Source organism: Halorubrum sp. BV1, assembly GCF_000746205.1.
Lineage (GTDB): Archaea > Halobacteriota > Halobacteria > Halobacteriales > Haloferacaceae > Halorubrum.
This window is the reverse complement of sequence record NZ_JQKV01000001.1, coordinates 773,110-791,647: the sequence shown is the minus strand read 5'-3', so window position 1 is coordinate 791,647 and position 18,538 is coordinate 773,110. Positions and strand designations below refer to the sequence as shown.

Here is an 18,538-nt window from a genome sequence, read left to right as displayed (position 1 = left end):
CCGGCAACCGGAGTGGCTCCCGACGCTCAGTACTCGATGGTCGCGGAGTACCGGTCCAGCACAAGTACCAGCGTCGCACCCGCGAGCGCGGCGAGCCCGAACCGCGGCGCGGCGGCCCGCCACGACTCGCCGCTTTCGGCCAATCGAACTGCCACTTCCACGAGCGGGGCGCGCAGCGCGCCGACCACGAGGCTGACGAGGAAGGCGAGCGTCGCCGCGCGGGCGCGTTCGAGGGCGTAGCGCACGGCGTGTGCGATCGTGAAGAGTCCGACGACGCCGCCGCAGAGGAACGTCGCGACCGGCGGCAGCGTCTCGACAAGCGCGTCGCTCCCGTTGCCGAGCGCGAGCGCGGCGAGCCCGTCGATCGCTCGGCCCACCGTCCCGGACATGTACTCGTACTGGCCGAGGACGACCAACAGGAGCGACCCAGAGATCCCCGGGAGCACCATCGCGCTGACCGCGACCGCGCCGGCGACAAAGACGAGCGGGAGGGGGTTCCCGAGCGACGTCGCGGCCGCCCCGGAGGCGAGGAAGGCGAGCGTAAAGCCCGCCAGCGCGGCCGCCTTCCGGCGCGGCGTGTCGAGCGCGACGTCGCCGAGCAAGACCGCCGCCGACGCCGCGATCAGCCCGAAGAAGAACCCGTAGGTGGCGACCGGGCGCGTCACGAGCAGGTAGTCGACGCCGCTCAACACGACCACGACCGCGGTGGCGATACCGGCACCGAGGACCAGCAGGAACGCGCCGTCGACTTCCCGAAATGCGGCGCGCGCGTCGGGGAGGTTCGCGGGACGCACGCCGGCGAGCACGCGTCGGATGCGGTCCGGATCGACCGCGGTGACCGCCGCGATCAGCCGCTCGTAGATCCCGACGATCAGCGCGATGGTGCCCCCGGAGACGCCGGGAACGGCGTCGGCACTGCCCATTGCGACCCCCTTCAGGTACAGCACCGCCCAGTCGCGGCGGTCACTCATGGACTCTCACGGTTTCGTGGGACACGGTCGGACGACGAGATAATCGCACAGAACAGGCGACATGTGATAAAACGAGCGAACCGTGACCTCGGCACTACGCGTTCGCGAGAGCGGGATCGGGAGACGCGCCGACGGAGAGCGTCTCGGCCGGAGCCACCACGCTCGTCGTGTTCGTGTCGTCGCCGGTGTCCCCAGTGCCATCGCCCGATCCGTCGGTGGTGTCGCTTCCGTCGCTTCCGTCGCCACCGTCGCTTCCGCCGCCGAGCGTCGTCTCTTCGAGTTCGACCGTGGCGGCCGCATCATCTGCGCCGACGACCTGCCCTTCGGTCACGTTCACCGTGCCCGTGAGCACGCTCGCGGTGCCGTTGTCGATCGAGAGGCCGGTCGAGAGCTGATACGGGCCGGTCGCGCGAACGCTCGTGTTCGTGTAGCCGTTCTCGGGGCCGAACTCGTCGTAGCCCGTCGTCGAGTACGGCACCGTCAGCTCGAAGTTCCCGCTGTCGTCGGCGGTCGCGTACTGCGTGTACGTGAACGTCCGCCCGGAAGGTTTCTCCATCTCGACGGTCGCCGTGACCTCCTGGCCGGGTTCTGCGCCCGAGCCTTCGATCGTCGCGCCGGGGACGCGTTCGAACGTCTTCACCCAGTCGTCTTGGAACGCCCGCAGCGCGTTCTCGCCGAGGGCGCTCTGAACGTTGATGCCGAGCTGCTGGAGGACGCTCACCTGCAGCGCCGAGGGCGACTGCCCCTGCGACTGGCTGGCGTGCACGAGCCGATGATGCTCTAAGGCCTCGACGCGCTCGGACGGGAGGCCGCCGACGCCGCCCACTTGGGCGCTGCCGTCCTCCTCGACGAACGCGCGCGCCTCCTCCATCGTGTCGAACTGCCGGACCACGGCGCTCGTGTTTTGCGGCGCGACGGCGACGTCGATCCGGTCGCCGTTCGCGGTCTGGGCGGCCTGCTGGTTCCAGTCGACGACGACCGGCCGCGGCTCGACCGCACTGCCGTGGTGTTCGTACAAGCGGATCATCTGGCTCTCGTGGTAGCGCTGAGTGTTCACCTGCATCAGCGTCCGGAACCCGCCCTGCTCGGTCTGCTGGTAGAGGACGCGGTTGAAGTCGCTCGTCGTCTCGTTGCCCTCGTAGAAGGTGACCGGGGCGTTGAACTTGGAGTTCGGCGACGCCATCTGCCGGTCGACCATCACGTAGCGGGTGTGCTCGCCCTCGGTGCTCTGACTCGCGAGCACCTCGCGGGCCTCTTCCTCACTTGGTGCGAGGAGGTAGTTCGCCGCCGCGTCGGCGTTCTGCTGGAACGGATTGGCGTTCGGGATGCGCTCTGCGCGCGTGGTGATCCAGTGGCCGTAGTCCCACCACGACTGCACGCCGTACGCCCCGTCGGGGTACTCGAAGTCGCCGTCTTCGGGCCGCTCGTAGGTGCCGTAGTACTCCATCGCGTTGTCCGCGCCTTCGAGTTCGCCCGGCGTGGGCGTCTCGTCGTTCATCCACTGGAGGCTCCCGTCCCACTGCGTGACGCTGCCGGGCCCGGTGGAGTTGCCCGCGGTCCAGACCGGGGTGGCGACGCCGACGAGCGGCACGACGAGGATCGCGATCACCGCGAGCGCGGTCATCACCTGCCACCCCTCGATGTCGCGGAGCGCCGCGAGCGAGGTGAGATCGATCGCGTCGAGCGTGACCTGCAGGAAGTACGCCGCACCGACCGCGACGATGACGGCGAGGTAGTAGTTGAAGCGGGTCTGCGTGAACGCCGCGCTCCCGATGAACGCCGCCCACACGACGAAATATAGCTCTTCGGCGTCGTACTCGACGAGGAACGTCGCGCCGACCAGCAGGGCGGCGGCGAGCGCGAGGCCGACCACCTGCCAGCTCACGCCGACGACGCCGCCGATGGTGTCGTACAGTTGGGGGACCGCGTAGACGGAGCCGACGACCGCGAGCGCGGCCGGGATGTAGAGCGTGTGGTTGGTGTCCTCAGAGCGGTAGAGGGGCCGGGCGATTATGTAGAGAACGGCAGCGAGCGCGAGGAAAAAGGCGAGGCCGTACTGGGAGAGAACGAAGTTCGCGAAGGAAGCGTTCTGGAGCGGGGGTTGGCCCTCGCCGATGGTGCGGAAGGTGGCGCGGGCGCTGAAGCCGACGAAGTTGAGGAGGCTATTGGTTATCGTCGACCAAAGAGAAGGAATTGCGACCCAGACGACGGCGGCGGAGACAGCAATAAGTCCACCGACCGCGAGCGGGTAGGTCACGGTGTCAAGGTCGCGCGATTCCCACTGGCGGGCGAGCCACGCGAGGAACACTGCGCCGACAGCGACGCCGAGAGGGAGAACGACTTGGAGAAGCGAATATCCGCCTGGAACGAACCCGAAGTTGTCCAAGGGAATCACTTGCATCAACCCGGTAACACCCATCGCGATCGCCCCGGTGAACGCGATCGGTTCCGGGCTCTTCCCGTGGTAGGTGTCACTGGTGATCTTGATCGCGAGATACACGCCCGTGAAACCGACCATGAGAACGGCCGGTTGCCACGTCCAGATGTAGAGGCCAAGTGCGAGGCCAGCCGCAGCGGCATACTTCATTGGCCGCCGAAGTGCATCCCAGTCGCGATCGACGAAGAGTTCCCAGACCGGTGCCTCCCGCTCGGCGACCGAGAATGCGACGAGGAACGCAAACACCGCGATACTCTGGAAGAGAACCTCGACTGCACTGTGGTCCGGGAACCCGACGAGCGAGTAGCTGAAGAAGGTGCCGGGAAGGAGTGCAAGGGTACCCGCGCCAGTGAGCGCCGCGAACCGGCCGACGAAGCGCCGCGCTATGAGATACGTGGGGATCGCCACGAGCGCGCCGACGATGGGGGACATCACGAGCATGACCTCTTCGGGGCCGCCCATTATCGGCTGGGCGATGAAGATCCCGACGGCCATGATGTGATCCCAGAGCGTTCCGAACTGTCCCGCCTCATTGCCGAATGGGAAGCCCGTCCACGGATCAAACGTGATCGTACTCGGCCAGTTTTCAAGGAGGTAGTTCGTCTCCCGAAGGTGATACCACGGATCGTTCCCACGGAAGTACACTTCGCCGTCAACGACGAAGCTACCGTACGACTGGACCCGCGTCCAGAGCATGAAGGCCAACACACCGAGGAGGACTGGCACGTGATACCACCGTTTGAGCATTTCGAGGACGGAAGAACCCGATCCGTCTGGTGGCTCGTTCGACTGACTCATTACGTGAAGACGACTGTCAAAACGCGCATAAGGCTTGTCATCTCTGTCCTAGTATATGCTTGTAGCTCCTGCATTCCCGAAGAGTCAAAGTACGGTCGTGTGTGTCCCTCCGTATGGATCTCAAACGGAAGCTCATCACGTCGCTTCCACCTTCGGTCAAGCGGGGGCTTGCGGTTCCGTATGACTATTATCAAACCTCAAAGGCAAATAGACAGTTTGGGAGTAAATCGCTCCCCTCGGGTCACCGCGCGGAATCCGCTCCAGATCACATCGTCTGTATCGTCGTCGATGCGTTGCGAGCTGACCACGTCAACGCAGAGCTGACTCCGTATCTATCCAGTCTGAACGGAACAACAGCGGTCTCCCCCGGAACGTGGACGTTCCCGGCCGTCTCCTCTCTTCTTTCAGGACAGTATCCTCACGAGCACGGGGCAATGCGACAAACGGACGATCTCGACGATACGGACGGCATCCGACTTCCACCGCGCATGGACGAGGAGCAAATCACCATCACAGAAGCCCTCGCAGGTGCCGGGTACGAAACGTACGGTGGGTTCGGTCACGACACGCCGTTCGTCGCACTGTCCGGGCGATTCCAGACACACAAACTGTATCACACGATCACTGCCGATGCCGCCGAGATACTCGACGACTATCTCACTTGGGTGGAGGGGCGAGAACAGACATTCGCGTTTCTCCACTTAGCGGATCCACACGCACCCGTTACCCCACCGGAAAAATACAAGCACAGACACGAGGTCGACGACTCGATAGATGACCTGGAGAACTGGCGATTTCAGACGGATCTCGATTGTGATCGGAGATGTCAGGACTATCGGGAGCACCGGCGTCGACTGTACCGGGCCTCCGTCGACTACGTGGATGAGGCTCTCGAATCGTTTGAAACCCAGGTGAACGAACGCCTCGACGATCCGCTGCTCGTCATCACGTCAGATCACGGTGAGGCCCACTGGGAGCACCTCGAATTCGATCTCGAACACTTCGGCGGATCCGGCTGCGTCGATCACGGCGGTGCTCCCTACGAAGAGGTGGCACGCGTCCCGCTACTCACGAACGCCGACTGGCCGATGAATGGCAGTACGTCGTTGATCGATCTCCCTGTCACGTTCGCGGACGTGACCGGGAGCGACTTCCCAGAATCGTCCGGTCGATCGTTGTGTGAGGAACACTCTGATGATCGAACTGTCCTCATTGAGGGGAGCCTCAGCGGACACGAAAAGAAAGCGATCTACTATCGCGACTACAAGCTGCTCGTTTCCAAGGGTCACGAGGTCAAGGTAGGATACACACTTCCCGAAGAGGAAACTGCCGAACTGCCTGACGATATTTATCACATACTGTGTGAGAACCTTCCACCGTGGCCCGATGAAAACGACTCTGAAACCGAAGTCTCGAGTGTTGTTGAAGGTCGGCTGGAGGAACTAGGATACAAGTAGTCACTCCATTCAGACCACTTTGATTAATCTGTGAGCCGAACGTGTGTACCACGTACGACAGTGGAGATCTGCTTAGAACGGACCAAACAGCTCGTGAAGACGCGAGCGAACGGTTCGTGATGACGCTTCCCACGTGTATTGCTCTTCGGTGAGCAGGCGAGCAGCGTTCCCGAGTCTCTTTCGGCGGTCGGTATCTGTTCCGAGCTCTTCTATCTCGTCTGCAGTCGTCTCTCTCTCTGCGACCACAACGTGTTCGTGATCACGTACCTCGATCCCGCGGACACCGAACGGCGTGGAGATCACCGGCAAACTCCGTGCGAAATACTCGATGAGTTTGATGTTGGTTCCACCACCGGACACCATCGGATTCAGTGCGACATCGGCCGCATCGAAGTGCGACTCGAAATCTTCCTCGACGTATCCGGTCGTCGTGACGTTTTGCGGGAGATGACGGTCATCGAGAGCGCTACCGACATCGCCGAGGATCAGAAACTCGAAATCCGCGTCTCTCTCGGTCATGTTTCGAGCGATGTCGACGACCGCTTCAGCGGCCTCGACGTTCGGGCGGTAGTTACTCCCCATAAACAGTGAGACGGTGGCGTCGTCGGCGATGTCGTATTTGCGTCGGACTCGACGTGCACCGTCGGAATCCGGACGGTGTTCTCGAACGTCGTCTTCGTACGCCCCGTTCGGGGCGACGATCATCGGTCCGCCGGGATCGTACCGGTCGCGATACACGTCGGCGTCTCTGTTGCCCGTGCAGATCACCGCGTCGGTTTCTTCGACTGCGCGTCGCTCCAATGTGTCGACGCGTTTTGCTACTCGATCGGCACACATCGGCTGATCGATGTCGCCAAACCGTTCAGTCTCGACGTTGTGACTTGAGTACACGACTGGGGCGTCCGGTTTCGCGTGATCGAGCACGTACGGCAACTGCCACGGTTCGCGCACGACGACGACATCGGCGTCGTTGAGTATAGTGTCTAGACCGTCGCTCGCTAAACGGAGTGAGGTGCTGGCAAAGAGATTCGGATAGCCGAGCAGCATCGGCGCTTTCGGAAATTCGTGAATCGGGTGGAGATGACGTCTCTCCTCGTACCCATCCGCGATCGTGACGTGCCGACGGAGATCGAGCGACCGGTACATCGCTGGCGTCCCGCCCTGACAGTACCGGATGACGGAGTCGCTAAGTTCCGGGAACTCCTTCATCAGTCCATGTGTGCGATGATCGCCCCCCATTCTGGGAGGGTACGTGACGTAGGGGACGACTTGCGCGGCGTTCATATGTATCAACCAGTACTATTCCAATAACGTCTCCACACTTTTACTGCGTCATCTTTTCCAGGTGGAATATTTGTGAGCATCCTGAACAGAGGTGCTAAATCACCATCAAACGCAAATTCTGGTGGATTTTGATGAAGCCGGTACGTGTAAATTGCTGCTCGTCTCCACCGTGATAGTTCTATTCGACTATTATCAAACAACGAATAGAATATCCCCGGTGTAGAGCTATCATACCCCTGAATCACATCGTCAAATTCTTTGGATATCTGGTCATACGTTTGAGACTTTTGTTCATCATATACTCTAAATCCGGCTAATATATCTGGAACATGTCTGAATGAGAATTTTTGTGAGAGTCGTAGCCAGTACTCGTGATCAAGACAGTAGTGCAAATCAACCCTGAGTTTTTCTTGCTCAATAACTTCTCGCCGAAAAAACGAGGCTGCTTGTGCGAGTAGTATCCTATACGACAATTTTGATGCATCGAACTTAGGGCGCGCATCCACAGACGTGATTGTAGAGGCTTTATCAATAAGAACCTCGTCCCCATATATAACATCTTCATTATGTGTGTGGAAATAATCAACGACACGTTCGAACACTTTCGTATCAAAATAAACATCATCTGAATTCAACCAAGCGATAATATCGCCGTTTGCTCGGCTAAAGCCTTTATTTATCGCATCACACTGACCTTCATCAGATTCTGATACCCACTGCAAATTGTATTCACTCTCGTACTTTCGAAGTATATCTTGGGTCCCATCATTTGAGCCACCATCAATCACGAGATGTTCAATATTCTTGTAAGTTTGATTTTGAACGGATTGTAGTGTGTCCTCTATATACTCTGATTGGTTGTATGAGGGCGTAACGATTGAAACGAGTGGGCGATCCATATCAGAGAGAACGACAACTGATGTGATAAGATTTGTTGAAGAGAGTGTATAGCCAGAATAAAAAACGCGCTATCTGCCCAGAATAGTCTTAATTATTCATCTAGACATCTGATCTCTGATCCAGGTACCAATCAACAACACTTCTGATTCCTTCTCTAAGTTCAATTTTTGGTTCCCAGTCAAGATTTTTATTTGCTCTTGATATATCCAAACACCGGCGCGGTTGACCATCTGGTTTGGAACGATCCCATATGATTTCACCTTCATATTCTGTCACTTCAACGATTGTTCTTATTAACTCTTTGATAGATATTTCATGCCCAGATCCGAGGTTCATTGGTTCTGGTGAGTTGTAATCTTCCATTGCATCAACAATACCACGAGCTGCATCAGTTACGTACAGGAACTCTCGTGTCGGCTCCCCAGTACCCCACGCAGTGATTGAATCATTTCCCTGCTTTTTCGCATCTATACACTTTTTAATGATTGCCGGAATAACATGTGATGTTTTAGGATCGAAATCATCTCGAGGGCCATAAAGATTGACTGGAAGTAAGTGGATTGAGTTAAACCCATACTGTCTCCGATATGCACGTCCTTGGGTAAGAAGCGCCTTCTTGGCGATTCCGTAGGGAGCGTTTGTTTCTTCGGGGTATCCATCCCACAGATCTTCCTCAGAGAATGGAACGGGGGTATGCTTCGGGTATGAGCAGATTGTTCCAAGTGTGACAAATTTTTTAATATCGTATCTCCGAGCTTGTTCAATAAGTTCAATGCCCATGATCGCATTATCATAAAAGAATTCTCCTGGCCGTTCACGATTTGCGCCTATTCCACCAACAGTTGCCGCGGCATGAATGACTCCATCTGGCTCGATATCCTCGTACAGCTGTTTTATCGCACCTGGATTCCGAAGATCATACTCTGAGCTACGGGGAACAAAAACCTCTTCATACCCTCTGGACTGGAGTTCCTCAGTAAGGTGCGAACCGAGAAAACCAGCACCACCCGTAACAACAATTGAATCGTTTGTGTCTATCATTTAAGCTTATAATAAGGGAATATGGGCTTGTACTTTAATTATTTGTAACCGAGCGCCTCCAACTGCTCTTCAATCTCAGATGATGAGATTGTACTACTGGATTGTTTCGACTCATCTATACTTTTTTTGTTGATCTCTCTCCGATCGTGATTGTTCTCTACGACTAACCACGGCACTTTGCACAACTCAATTGTTTTTGGATTCTTATAATGTTCATACAGCTTTCCTAAAAAGGGATATGGATCTTCACCAAACATTTCGCCATGATCTGAGCTAATCACCACTTTTCCGGATACGTCTTCTAATAGGTCAGTTACTTCAGACAACACGATCTGAAGAGTTTCGCGGTATGCTAGATGTGCTCTTTTTTCATCTATTTTTCCATCTGCAACTAGTTCCATGATCCTCATATCAGTTGATTGGTTAGAATTCGGATCAGTTCCTCCAATTTGATGCTGACTCCGCAAATCGTCTGCAATAGGACCTAATGGGGGATCATGTGGCTGCATGTAGTGCACGATAATCCGTTTGTGGGGATACATCTGATGAGCTTTTTTCGCAAATTTAGTCACCGTTTCTGGCTTAACACATTGATATTCGAAATCCCAATCAGAGATCGGTTCAGTTATAATATCATGAAAAACCGACTTGTCAAGAATACTCACATGTGGGTTTGCCGTGACATATACCGTATCTGCAAACTCATTTCCGAGAAAATTTTCACGAATGAATTCGTTACTGTCGACACCTTTTGAAATTCTCGACTGCAGATCACCTTCAATTGTATTAACCTCGGAAAAATCATCAAACCGACAAGCGTCTAACAAAATTAGTGTATCCCATTCTTCGTCCATGACATCTGTTCCAGATCCATATTTAAGATCAAAATACATGCTGTATAAATATTTAGTAAACCATACCGAGTTCCGGGTAGAGTTATTTGCTACCGCTGGCTTTGGATGATATTTATTAAGTATATGCTTTTTTGATTTTTGAAGTAATGCTAGGGTCCCTTCTTCATCGTAAATGGTTTTTAGTTTCTTGAATTTATCCTCCATGTGAGTCATTTCCAATCAACCCGTCCATACCACGCTTCGTGATTGTTTGCGTACCATTCTATCGTTTTCTTTGCCCCATCTTTCCAAGATATTTCAGGCTCCCAGCCGGTTTCTTTGTTCAACTTCTCATATCCGACTAGCAACTCTTCAACATCACTATCTCCAGGGCGATAGCGATCATCACGCTGTACGATTTTCGGATCATCCCAGTACCCCTCTTTTTTCCCAACTTCTAGCAGCAGACTAGCCCACTCCTGCATAGATATATTTTCCCCATAGCCATATACGTATTCTTCACCTGGGCTTCCTTCTAATGCCACATGCATATGACCACGAACGCCGTCTGATACGTAGCACATGTCACGTTTGGGGCTTAGATTCCCTAGTTCAACAATATCTCGTTCCAAGGCTTGCGTAATAATTGTCCCGGTAATATATCTCGGATTTTGTCTCGGGCCATAATTATTGAACATCCGAGTCGTGACTCCTGGGAGACCGTACGCATCGTGATAATTCATTGTGAGGAAATCGGCCGCAAGTTTTGATGTCGCATAGACTGATGTCGGATTAACAGGCGATCTTTCACTAAGTAGTACACGGCCATCATCGTCAAAATCGTGCTTTGTCGCCATTTGATCATCAATGTTGCCATACTCTTCTGATGTTCCAGCCGTGTCGAATTTCGAAATATCTAGATCGAGATCGATAACAGTTTGAAGGAGATTGAGTGTTCCAACAACGTTCGTATCAATTGTTTCGTAAGGCCGATCCCACGATTCACCAACGTGAGCTTGTGCAGCAAGATGAAATATGATTGTATCCGAATATTCTTTCAACGGCCGCATTGCCTGCTCGATAGAGTGTTTATCACGGAGATCTCCTCTGTGGACAGTTATATCATCGCGGAGGTGTCGAATATTGCGCAATTCTCCACTTGAAGTGGCGCGTACGAACACGCGAACGTCCGCTCCAAATTTGACTAGTTGTTCGGTGAGATGTGAGCCGACGAAGCCGTCAGCTCCGGTCACGAATACAGGACGATTCTCAAATTCCGATGCAAGGTTCATAACTGGTTTAGCGTTGGACTCACAAATAAACGTGTATCATTCGGTCTGGTACTATGATATACAAACTACAATCTATGCTGTACCTGTGAATTCTTGCCTGCTTGCATGCCACCAATTGAGAATCGAATTGTTGAAGCTTATTACATTCTACATCGTCTAGCAGAGTATGGACATTGATAACGTCGTGATATATGTTGCTGATGCTGTAAGATACGATACTGCGGTAGAACAAGACATCAGTGAGATTGGTGCTGTCTACAAGACGATCGCTTCTTCACTACATACGCCTACCTCTTTCGCTTCGATTGTGTCTGGACTGTACCCCCCATCCCACGGAGTTGAAGGATTCCAGCATCAACTTTGTCCTGATACACAGACACTTCTTAACTTGCCTAAAACAGACTGTGCGATATCGCCGTCAATGGAGCACCATCCTGTTACAGATGTTTTGCGGAACCCACCGAGTAAAGATCTTGAGAGAATTAATAGCCCGTATGTCTATTTAATTCGAGATCCTGCTGGCCATGCCCCGTACAACCAGTTTGACTGGGAGGAATTTACTCGACAACAGACTTCCGAGGAATACTTTGATTCGGTATCCTCCATTCAGCAGATGCGCGAAGATTATCAAAATGCAGTTAGTGGCTCAATCGATCGATTTCAGAACCTCATTCAGCAAGCGAAAGATTATAATGTGACTGATAACACACTATTTGTTTATTTAGGAGACCACGGCGAGCGTGTTGGAGAATATGGATACGTGGGACACAATCACTTAGCCCGGCCAGAGAGTGTGTATGTGCCAACACTATTCTACCACAAGGATATCGACCCTGGTAGACGGGATGGGTGTATTCGCCATATCGATATTGCGCCAACAGTCTGTGAGCTACTAGGAATACAGACGAAAAAGATGGACGGGGATTCTATTAAGATAGGTGAGGAAGTTTATCGTCCAGGATATAATCAGTATGAATCCGTATTTTATTCGAGCACTCGCTTAGACTCTCGAAGAATGATTCAGAGCTATTGGGATCATGATGGCGGATTCGTGAAGACAAAGGGCGGATATTTAAAAGCTCTAATAATCTATGGATATCTTCGTTGGAATATGAGCCCGAATAGATTCATCGGTGGTGACGGGTTCCGATCAACGTTCAGTGAATTTTCACCGGGGATGAAAAAGTATGGTAACCCTTCAATTTCACTAGATGAATGTGAGAAAATATTCGAACAATTTCAAAAAAGACAGAACACGGGAGAAGAGAAGGTAGATCAAGAAACAGTTGATCAGCTAGAATCCCTCGGTTATATGTAAAAATCTTGGTTGTGTACTTAGGAACACTGTTGAATCAATGCCGACGAGTAGCTCAGACTCTGTCGCTATATGGACAGTGTATCTAAACACCGCTCTGGAATAGCGTAATCTAAAAGATACTGGAATAGTCAGATAGAATATGAACATCTCTGTAATCATCACGTCTCACAATGAAGCCAAATACATATCTGACGCAATCGAAAGTGTACTCAATCAAAATAAAGAGCCAGACGAGATAATACTTGTTGATGCGGGATCCACAGATGGTACTCGTTCAATTATCGACTCCTATGAACAAAAGTACCAACACGCGAAATCAGTGTACATTCCCGCTAGCATTAATATTCCAGAGATGCGCAACATTGCTCTGGAAAACGTCAACTGTGATCTTGTGACTTTTCTTGATGGTGACGATCGTTTTAGACCAAATAAATTAAAAATAGAGCACCAGAAATACATTAAAAACCCTGATGTGGGAATTGTTTACTCTAACATTAGAAATATAGATTCAGGTGGGAATAGTAAAGATATATGGTTTAACAATTCGCAACCACCAACAGGGAAAATCTTGGCAGAGAACGCCAGCCGTGACTGGCCAACTAGATCACTCTATCGGAATGAATTAATATCCACCAATATAATACGTAAGATTGGTATGTATGACGAAAATTTGACCGTATATGAAGACTGGGACCTAAAAATTCGAGCAGCAGCAGAAACAAAAGTGGATTATTGCCAAGAGGTACTCACAGAGTATCGACACCATAGGGATAGTATCTCAAACCGACTCAATAACGAGGAGAAGTACAACGCTAGTCAGTATATATATAATAAAAACAAACCACTTATAATTGACAATTTGTCAAGTAAAAGAGCAATGAAAACCTTACAGTCGATGGAAGAGTATATCATCGAATATTCTGTTCGAATGAACCGAGAAGAAAGAAACTACATTTCAATGCTTCTCGATTATTATTCGTGGCTACATAAAAGCGAAGAAAACAAATATAATATAGGATGTCATGCCAGTTTGCTACTACCGAACTATATAAAATCTATATATCATAAGATTAGTGGTTAAGTTAGAGGATGATGCGAACGAGTTCTGCGGATCTGTAGCAGAATTCGACCGCCCCTCCGTATTGCGTGGACTAATTTATCGTTTGTGGAGCGAGATCGAAATTCGCGATGGGCGATTGAATTGGGAATACGTAACTGTTTCCACCAGCGCCGTGACCGGACGAACCCACTGCGCTTCCGCTTGAGCGTTGCGTTGACAGTCTCGGACTGACTTCGCTGCCCGTAGAGATCAGTGTCTAAGCGTGCGTTCCATGCCTTTTGAAGTGACGTGGATTCACGATGCTTAATCAGTGGCCGAATCTCGTATTGACGGGCAAGTCACCTGATTTTCTGGTCGTCGTAGCCTCTGTCTCCGAGCAGGAGATCGATAGTCTCGGGGTTGCGTTTGATCAACGACGGAGCGATCTGGCTATCGTGTTTTTGCGTCGTAGTTACATGTAGATCGAGATTCGCGTTTACCTTCGCATCGACCAGCAACGTCACTTTGAGCTGCTGAATCGTGATCTCGGCTCGTTTTGTGTAGTGTTTTGAGGCGTGGCTGTGATAGATTCCTGACGCGTCAACACCAACAACTCCACTCGTCGGAAGCAGCGTCGCTGAGAGAGTCAATATAACACGCTATACAGCTATATCAAGCCCGTTGAACGCCTTACAAAGTGTTGATGACGTAGGAATTCGGCTAACTCAGGAACACGACGGATACGTGGCATCTCGATTAATTCGTCAAGCAGCCCACGATGGGTCGTGTTCTTCCGAACTTTGAAACAGAGTGGAACAACATGTTGTGGGAGTGTAAAGCGGTGTTTTGAGGAGTATTGGGAGACCGCTCGGCGTGCCAGATGGATCGCCTTTTCAGTAAACCGGAGTAGCTGCGACTTCAAGAGGCCCTTCACCGCGTAGGATTACACGGTAAACATGTAAATCTATGAGGATTTCGACAGAGCCAGTAACTACTTTATAATTCACTTTGTCCATCCTAATCGACAGTTAGCCCACTCATATCAATAGTTTATTAACTTCTCCAAATTAGCTGCAGATAAGATGGTAGAGATTAGTGTTATTGTGGTCACTCTCCGACCAAAGTCAGAGATAGATTGTATACCGATATTTAATAAAAGTAATTTTGACGATTACGAGATAGTTATTCGTCGTGATGACGGGATCTCCAAAGCTCGAAATAAGGGAGTTGAAGAGGCAACAGCTGATAAATTAGTTTTTATTGATGATGATGCGAAGCCAACTGTCGAATACTTATCTATAGTTTCGTCAGCTCTGGAACAACATCCGATAATAGCAGGGAAGGTAGTGAACCCGCAAGATGATATCTTCTCGTCCTATGGTGCGGACTATGATCAAGGAGAAGAATCAAAGTACACTACTTCAATTGTGGGCGCCAATATGGCTTTTCGTCGAGAGGTTTTTAATAATGTTGGATATTTTGATGAGAATTTCCAATGGGGGCATGAAGAGACTGAATTTGCTGAACGTACGTTGTACGAATATCCGATTATATATGAACCAGATCTTGTGGTTTACCACACATTTGTAGATTCTATAAGAGAATTCTGGAAAAAACGATACCAACTCGGAATATCTGATATATATTGGTTCGAAAAAAAAGAATTATCACCATCAAACCAGAGTTTGATGATTGTAAATAGTTTAATTACACCCTCACAATACATTCATGAAGAATTGTCGATTAAAGGAACATTTGTGAAATCAATTGGAAATCTAGCTAGAAATTATGGTCGAATAAAACAATTTCTAACAGTAAATATATTCGATAGCGATTGATTTCCGGATTTCTTGCTCTGATAATATAAAATTCTGCTATATCCCTAGCGTGCGTGAAGAGCACATCATGGAGTTTGCATTGGTTTTTGTCCAATAGAGACGAGTGTGAAGCAGGCGGTTTGTATCGGGATCGACTTGCAGTACCCATCCGATGACACAACAACAGTCGGACGCCCTCTGAACGGAGTGTGTCCCGAAGGGGTGGTCATCATGACTTATCACCGGCGAGACTCTCGATTTTCTCAGTGTTACGAAGGGCGCTCTACTGCCAGTTTGGGTTCGGGAGGCTAGTGTGCCGAGCAGTAAATATCGAGGAATAGAACGATTGACTCTCGATGGTTAGACAAAACCCATTCGTTTTCAATGATGCGCTTCGATACGATCTGAGGCTAGAGATGGTTTGATTCGGCTGTGTTGAATCGCCATACTGAAGCGGGGTAGGCCGCTAAATCAAAGGAGTTGAAGCGGGAGACTTCAGTTGTTCATGACCCAAATCTCCCGCTTCATCGGGGAAGTTGCGCCGGTTGCTCGAAGAGTTACTGTCGACTATGTACTTGTTTCCCTTCATTGTCTGCGGATTTACCTCGATTCATCATACTGCATGACGATCGACCCGCTCAAAGAGATGCCACAAATAACCGGAGAGACCGGCCTCAATCCGGCCGATCTCTCCGCGCTGTCAACGTTGTGTAAGGTGTTCGACCGATCAGTATGAGCGTGTGTCGAGTGCTGCTGCGCCAGTCGGCGCAGCTGCACGAAACCGTCCTTGACGTTCACTTCTCAAGAATCGAGAAGGAAGCGACCCAAACCTTACTGAACAGATCGACCGCCGGAAAGCAGGCGATCTGAGGACTCTTGCGGCCGATGAAGGCTATGACAAGCAATCGCTTCGGTAAGGATTACGCGACCTCGGGATCAGACCGCTGATTAAACACCGTATCTTCGCTTCGTACGACCACGCACATAACGCTAGAATCGACGATATCCGCTACAGTCAGCGCTCTATGACCGAAACCGCGAACTCGGCTGTGAAGCGCTCGCTTGGCTTCGCCGTGCGAACGCAGATGTGGTTCCGTGAGTCCCGATAAATCGCTCTGATATGTATTGTATCTAACATCAATCACTTCGTCAAACAGTGAATCTCCACGCCCTACAACGATTCAACACAGCCTCTATGGGTGTGTATTCAAGAAGCGGCCAAGGACCGCGAAGAGCAGATTGAGTAGCTCACCGAAACGGAGCTGGCGAAACAATACAAGGCGACTGACCTCGAGTACACCGACGGGATAAAGTGATCCTCTCCCTCTAGGCGAGGGATGAACTTCAGACACTTTACCAGGCTATCACCGAGCACAAAACGACCCGCGACAAGTACATGACGCTCTTGCTGTTGAATGAAAGCCTGAGTCGCCTTTCTCGCGGGAGCTTCGACCCCGACGAGTTCCGAGAATTTCGACGTGCCGGATCGCGACGATGCCGGGTACGCATACGGTAAGCAACAGGCGTCAGACATAGCGTACGTCGCGACAAAGTACCGCGAGCTGTGGGAGGACATCCCGGCCGAGCTCCTCGTCGAGGAGGACGACCGAGGTGTTCCCTCATCTCGCGGCGCTCGGCTTCACGGCGTATGCCGAAGACTATTCGGGGTTCGACGATCTGAAGGTACACCGTATCTCTTCGCCCTCGCGAAGGCCGAAATGTCCCTCGCGAAACCGCTCGTCGGATTCTACACCACACTTTCACGGGTGGCGTATCTTCGCCGAGAAGTACCTCGATGTTACTCTCGACCAGTTCTAGCCATTATCCGCCCGCCTGAGGCGTCCGATTCCCCGCTTGACCCCTTTGCCGAGCCGTCCGGTGTTCCAGCGGTCGACAAGGAGCTCTGTAAAAACAGCTGTCGCTCAACGAGGATTACTTAGAAGCGCATCAGGCTATCCGCGAAGAGTACGCCGACCGGGTCGGGTTGGAACGTCCCGACGCCCCGCTCTACCTCGACGACCACGCCGGGACGTTTGCTCAGGCGATAGGTGAGGCAGGTGTCGAGCAGTATTGACGGTGCCGACAGTTTCGTTCTAACGCTGTTATCTCAGGACGAGGTGGCTGGAGATTTGGTCGGTAGTCTGCCGGTTCGCATGGCGTAACCGGAGTTGCACGTCCTCGGGGGCGACCGCGACGCCGAGCCCGTTCGGGTGGTCGACGACACCGTCAACACCGACGCCGTCCGCGAGGGCGTCCGGTGCTCGGATCACGCGAAGGACTTTTTGGAGGTATCTTGCATTATTGAACGCAAGACTGCGTCGGGGTAGGGTCGACAACCTCACGGTTTCACGGCGTCAAAGACTGGTACTTAAACTCAGAGAATGCAGTAGCTGCCGCTAGCGATGGTCATCAAAAGGTCAAAACTATGGTATCTTACTCCCTCGATCAGGTGACGACGGCGATTCCTCTCTCGAATAAGTCCGGAGAAGAGGAGCAGGCGGCGGGCCCTAACTCCCAACCTATGTCAGGTTATGGATGATGCACTTCCGTGTGAGCTCCCGGAGCTGGCACGGCCAGTTCCGGGAGCAGAGCTTCTCGCCGTCGTCTTCATTCAACTGCAAGAAGCCCGTTTCACTCATCCAGAGCTGGTTGTAATCCTCGTTCATCCGGGCATTGTGAGCCTTCTGCAATGGTCTTTGTTCCCTGTGCTTGATCAACGGTCGCGTTCAGTTGGAGCGACACTCCTCACGGAGGTCGCTCCACGAGTAATTCGCGTCAGCAGACAACACACGCATTTCTTCTGCGTTCCGGCAGAAGATCTGCATTCCAATGTGGCCGTCCCACGCCTTCTGATTCGTGTAATGAACGTCCTTGATCGCCAGCGAATTCACGTCGATCAAGATCGTCGTCTTCATCGAGTGGAACGAGTAATTTGCGCGGTCGCGGTAGTGGTAGCTGGTTTGATCGCGCTGGAAACCACTCGCGTCAATCGCAGCATCACCACCCCAGCCCGCCTGCTCCGCATTTCGGCGGAGCAGACGGCGGGGTTCACGTATTCGGTACTCGTTTTCTCGTCGACAAAACGAGCTGTAGTGCGGTGCTTCGGTAAGATCAAATACGGTGAGGACGCCGGGCATTTCGTTGAGGTAGTCTTCGGTCTCGCGAAGACTCTTTTCCAGTTCGACGTGGTACAGAATCAACGTGATCTGCACCCACTCGGCGTACCCGTCCATCCGGCGCGGCGGGTACGTCCGGATCCTCAACGTGCTGCTTGGCAAGATCTCGACACAACTGTGCCAGCCGTCTGAGCGATACCATATCGCCAGACGGCGTCCATTCCCCGGTTAGTTT

At 52.2% G+C, this 18,538-nt stretch carries 12 protein-coding genes and 3 pseudogenes; 6 read left to right on the top strand and 9 right to left on the bottom strand.

Features of this window, described 5'->3' with window-relative positions:
- Positions 1–26: 26 nt before the first annotated feature.
- Both EP28_RS03840 and EP28_RS03835 read right to left on the bottom strand, forming a co-directional pair.
- Entirely contained in the window at positions 27–971 is a 945-nt protein-coding gene (locus EP28_RS03840; RefSeq protein WP_049982665.1) for a DUF368 domain-containing protein, read from the bottom strand.
- 94 nt (positions 972–1,065) lie between these two features.
- Positions 1,066–4,206, bottom strand: a complete 3,141-nt coding sequence (locus tag EP28_RS03835; protein ID WP_049982664.1) for an oligosaccharyl transferase, archaeosortase A system-associated — start codon at positions 4,204–4,206, stop codon at positions 1,066–1,068.
- 113 nt (positions 4,207–4,319) lie between these two features.
- On the opposite strand from EP28_RS03835, the gene EP28_RS03830 reads away from it, so the two are divergent.
- Positions 4,320–5,663 (top strand): sulfatase-like hydrolase/transferase, encoded by a 1,344-nt coding sequence (locus EP28_RS03830; protein ID WP_080506048.1) that lies wholly within the window; start codon positions 4,320–4,322, stop codon positions 5,661–5,663.
- Between the two features lie 72 nt (positions 5,664–5,735).
- On the opposite strand, the gene EP28_RS03825 is transcribed toward EP28_RS03830, so the two are convergent.
- The 5 genes from EP28_RS03825 to EP28_RS03815 form a co-directional block, all read right to left on the bottom strand.
- Positions 5,736–6,947: a glycosyltransferase gene (locus EP28_RS03825; RefSeq protein WP_230455251.1), complete on the bottom strand. Its 1,212-nt coding sequence runs from the start codon at positions 6,945–6,947 to the stop codon at positions 5,736–5,738.
- Between the two features lie 5 nt (positions 6,948–6,952).
- Positions 6,953–7,846, bottom strand: coding sequence for a glycosyltransferase family 2 protein (locus EP28_RS13665; RefSeq protein WP_080506047.1), 894 nt, complete (start codon positions 7,844–7,846; stop codon positions 6,953–6,955).
- A 100-nt stretch (positions 7,847–7,946) separates the two neighbouring features.
- On the bottom strand, positions 7,947–8,888 hold the full coding sequence (locus EP28_RS03820) for a GDP-L-fucose synthase family protein (RefSeq protein ID WP_049982663.1): 942 nt from the start codon (positions 8,886–8,888) through the stop codon (positions 7,947–7,949).
- Between the two features lie 38 nt (positions 8,889–8,926).
- Positions 8,927–9,946, bottom strand: coding sequence for an alkaline phosphatase family protein (locus tag EP28_RS14065; protein WP_155118427.1), 1,020 nt, complete (start codon positions 9,944–9,946; stop codon positions 8,927–8,929).
- Between the two features lie 5 nt (positions 9,947–9,951).
- On the bottom strand, positions 9,952–11,013 hold the full coding sequence (locus EP28_RS03815; protein WP_049982662.1) for a GDP-mannose 4,6-dehydratase: 1,062 nt from the start codon (positions 11,011–11,013) through the stop codon (positions 9,952–9,954).
- A 166-nt stretch (positions 11,014–11,179) separates the two neighbouring features.
- On the opposite strand from EP28_RS03815, the gene EP28_RS13660 reads away from it, so the two are divergent.
- Positions 11,180–12,331: a sulfatase-like hydrolase/transferase gene (locus EP28_RS13660; protein WP_080506046.1), complete on the top strand. Its 1,152-nt coding sequence runs from the start codon at positions 11,180–11,182 to the stop codon at positions 12,329–12,331.
- A 139-nt stretch (positions 12,332–12,470) separates the two neighbouring features.
- Entirely contained in the window at positions 12,471–13,412 is a 942-nt protein-coding gene (locus EP28_RS13655; RefSeq protein ID WP_080506045.1) for a glycosyltransferase family 2 protein, read from the top strand.
- Positions 13,413–13,540: 128 nt separating this feature from the next.
- On the opposite strand, the pseudogene EP28_RS13650 reads toward EP28_RS13655, so the two are convergent.
- Positions 13,541–14,304 (bottom strand): annotated as a pseudogene (locus EP28_RS13650) (IS5 family transposase); the annotation flags it as partial.
- A gap of 148 nt (positions 14,305–14,452) precedes the next feature.
- Between EP28_RS13650 and EP28_RS13645 the strand changes: the two are divergent.
- The 3 genes and pseudogenes from EP28_RS13645 (at position 14,453) to EP28_RS14060 (ending at position 17,514) form a co-directional block, all read left to right on the top strand.
- Positions 14,453–15,208, top strand: a complete 756-nt coding sequence (locus EP28_RS13645) for a glycosyltransferase family 2 protein (RefSeq protein ID WP_080506044.1) — start codon at positions 14,453–14,455, stop codon at positions 15,206–15,208.
- Between the two features lie 484 nt (positions 15,209–15,692).
- Positions 15,693–16,296 (top strand): annotated as a pseudogene (locus EP28_RS03805) (transposase).
- 1,059 nt (positions 16,297–17,355) lie between these two features.
- Positions 17,356–17,514, top strand: coding sequence for a hypothetical protein (locus tag EP28_RS14060; protein WP_155118426.1), 159 nt, complete (start codon positions 17,356–17,358; stop codon positions 17,512–17,514).
- A 192-nt stretch (positions 17,515–17,706) separates the two neighbouring features.
- Here EP28_RS14060 and EP28_RS03800 read toward each other — a convergent pair.
- A pseudogene (locus EP28_RS03800) lies at positions 17,707–18,505 on the bottom strand (IS5 family transposase).
- Between the last annotated feature and the right edge of the window lie 33 nt (positions 18,506–18,538).

Bases quoted from the DNA above. Each gene is read 5' to 3' on its own strand.
- EP28_RS03840 (WP_049982665.1), bottom strand. From the start codon at position 971: ATGAGTGACCGCCGCGACTGGGCGGTGCTGTACCTGAAGGGGGTCGCA.
- EP28_RS03835 (WP_049982664.1), bottom strand. From the start codon at position 4,206: ATGAGTCAGTCGAACGAGCCACCAGACGGATCGGGTTCTTCCGTCCTC.
- EP28_RS03830 (WP_080506048.1), top strand. From the start codon at position 4,320: ATGGATCTCAAACGGAAGCTCATCACGTCGCTTCCACCTTCGGTCAAG.
- EP28_RS03825 (WP_230455251.1), bottom strand. From the start codon at position 6,947: ATGAACGCCGCGCAAGTCGTCCCCTACGTCACGTACCCTCCCAGAATG.
- EP28_RS13665 (WP_080506047.1), bottom strand. From the start codon at position 7,846: ATGGATCGCCCACTCGTTTCAATCGTTACGCCCTCATACAACCAATCA.
- EP28_RS03820 (WP_049982663.1), bottom strand. From the start codon at position 8,888: ATGATAGACACAAACGATTCAATTGTTGTTACGGGTGGTGCTGGTTTT.
- EP28_RS14065 (WP_155118427.1), bottom strand. From the start codon at position 9,946: ATGGAGGATAAATTCAAGAAACTAAAAACCATTTACGATGAAGAAGGG.
- EP28_RS03815 (WP_049982662.1), bottom strand. From the start codon at position 11,013: ATGAACCTTGCATCGGAATTTGAGAATCGTCCTGTATTCGTGACCGGA.
- EP28_RS13660 (WP_080506046.1), top strand. From the start codon at position 11,180: ATGGACATTGATAACGTCGTGATATATGTTGCTGATGCTGTAAGATAC.
- EP28_RS13655 (WP_080506045.1), top strand. From the start codon at position 12,471: ATGAACATCTCTGTAATCATCACGTCTCACAATGAAGCCAAATACATA.
- EP28_RS13645 (WP_080506044.1), top strand. From the start codon at position 14,453: ATGGTAGAGATTAGTGTTATTGTGGTCACTCTCCGACCAAAGTCAGAG.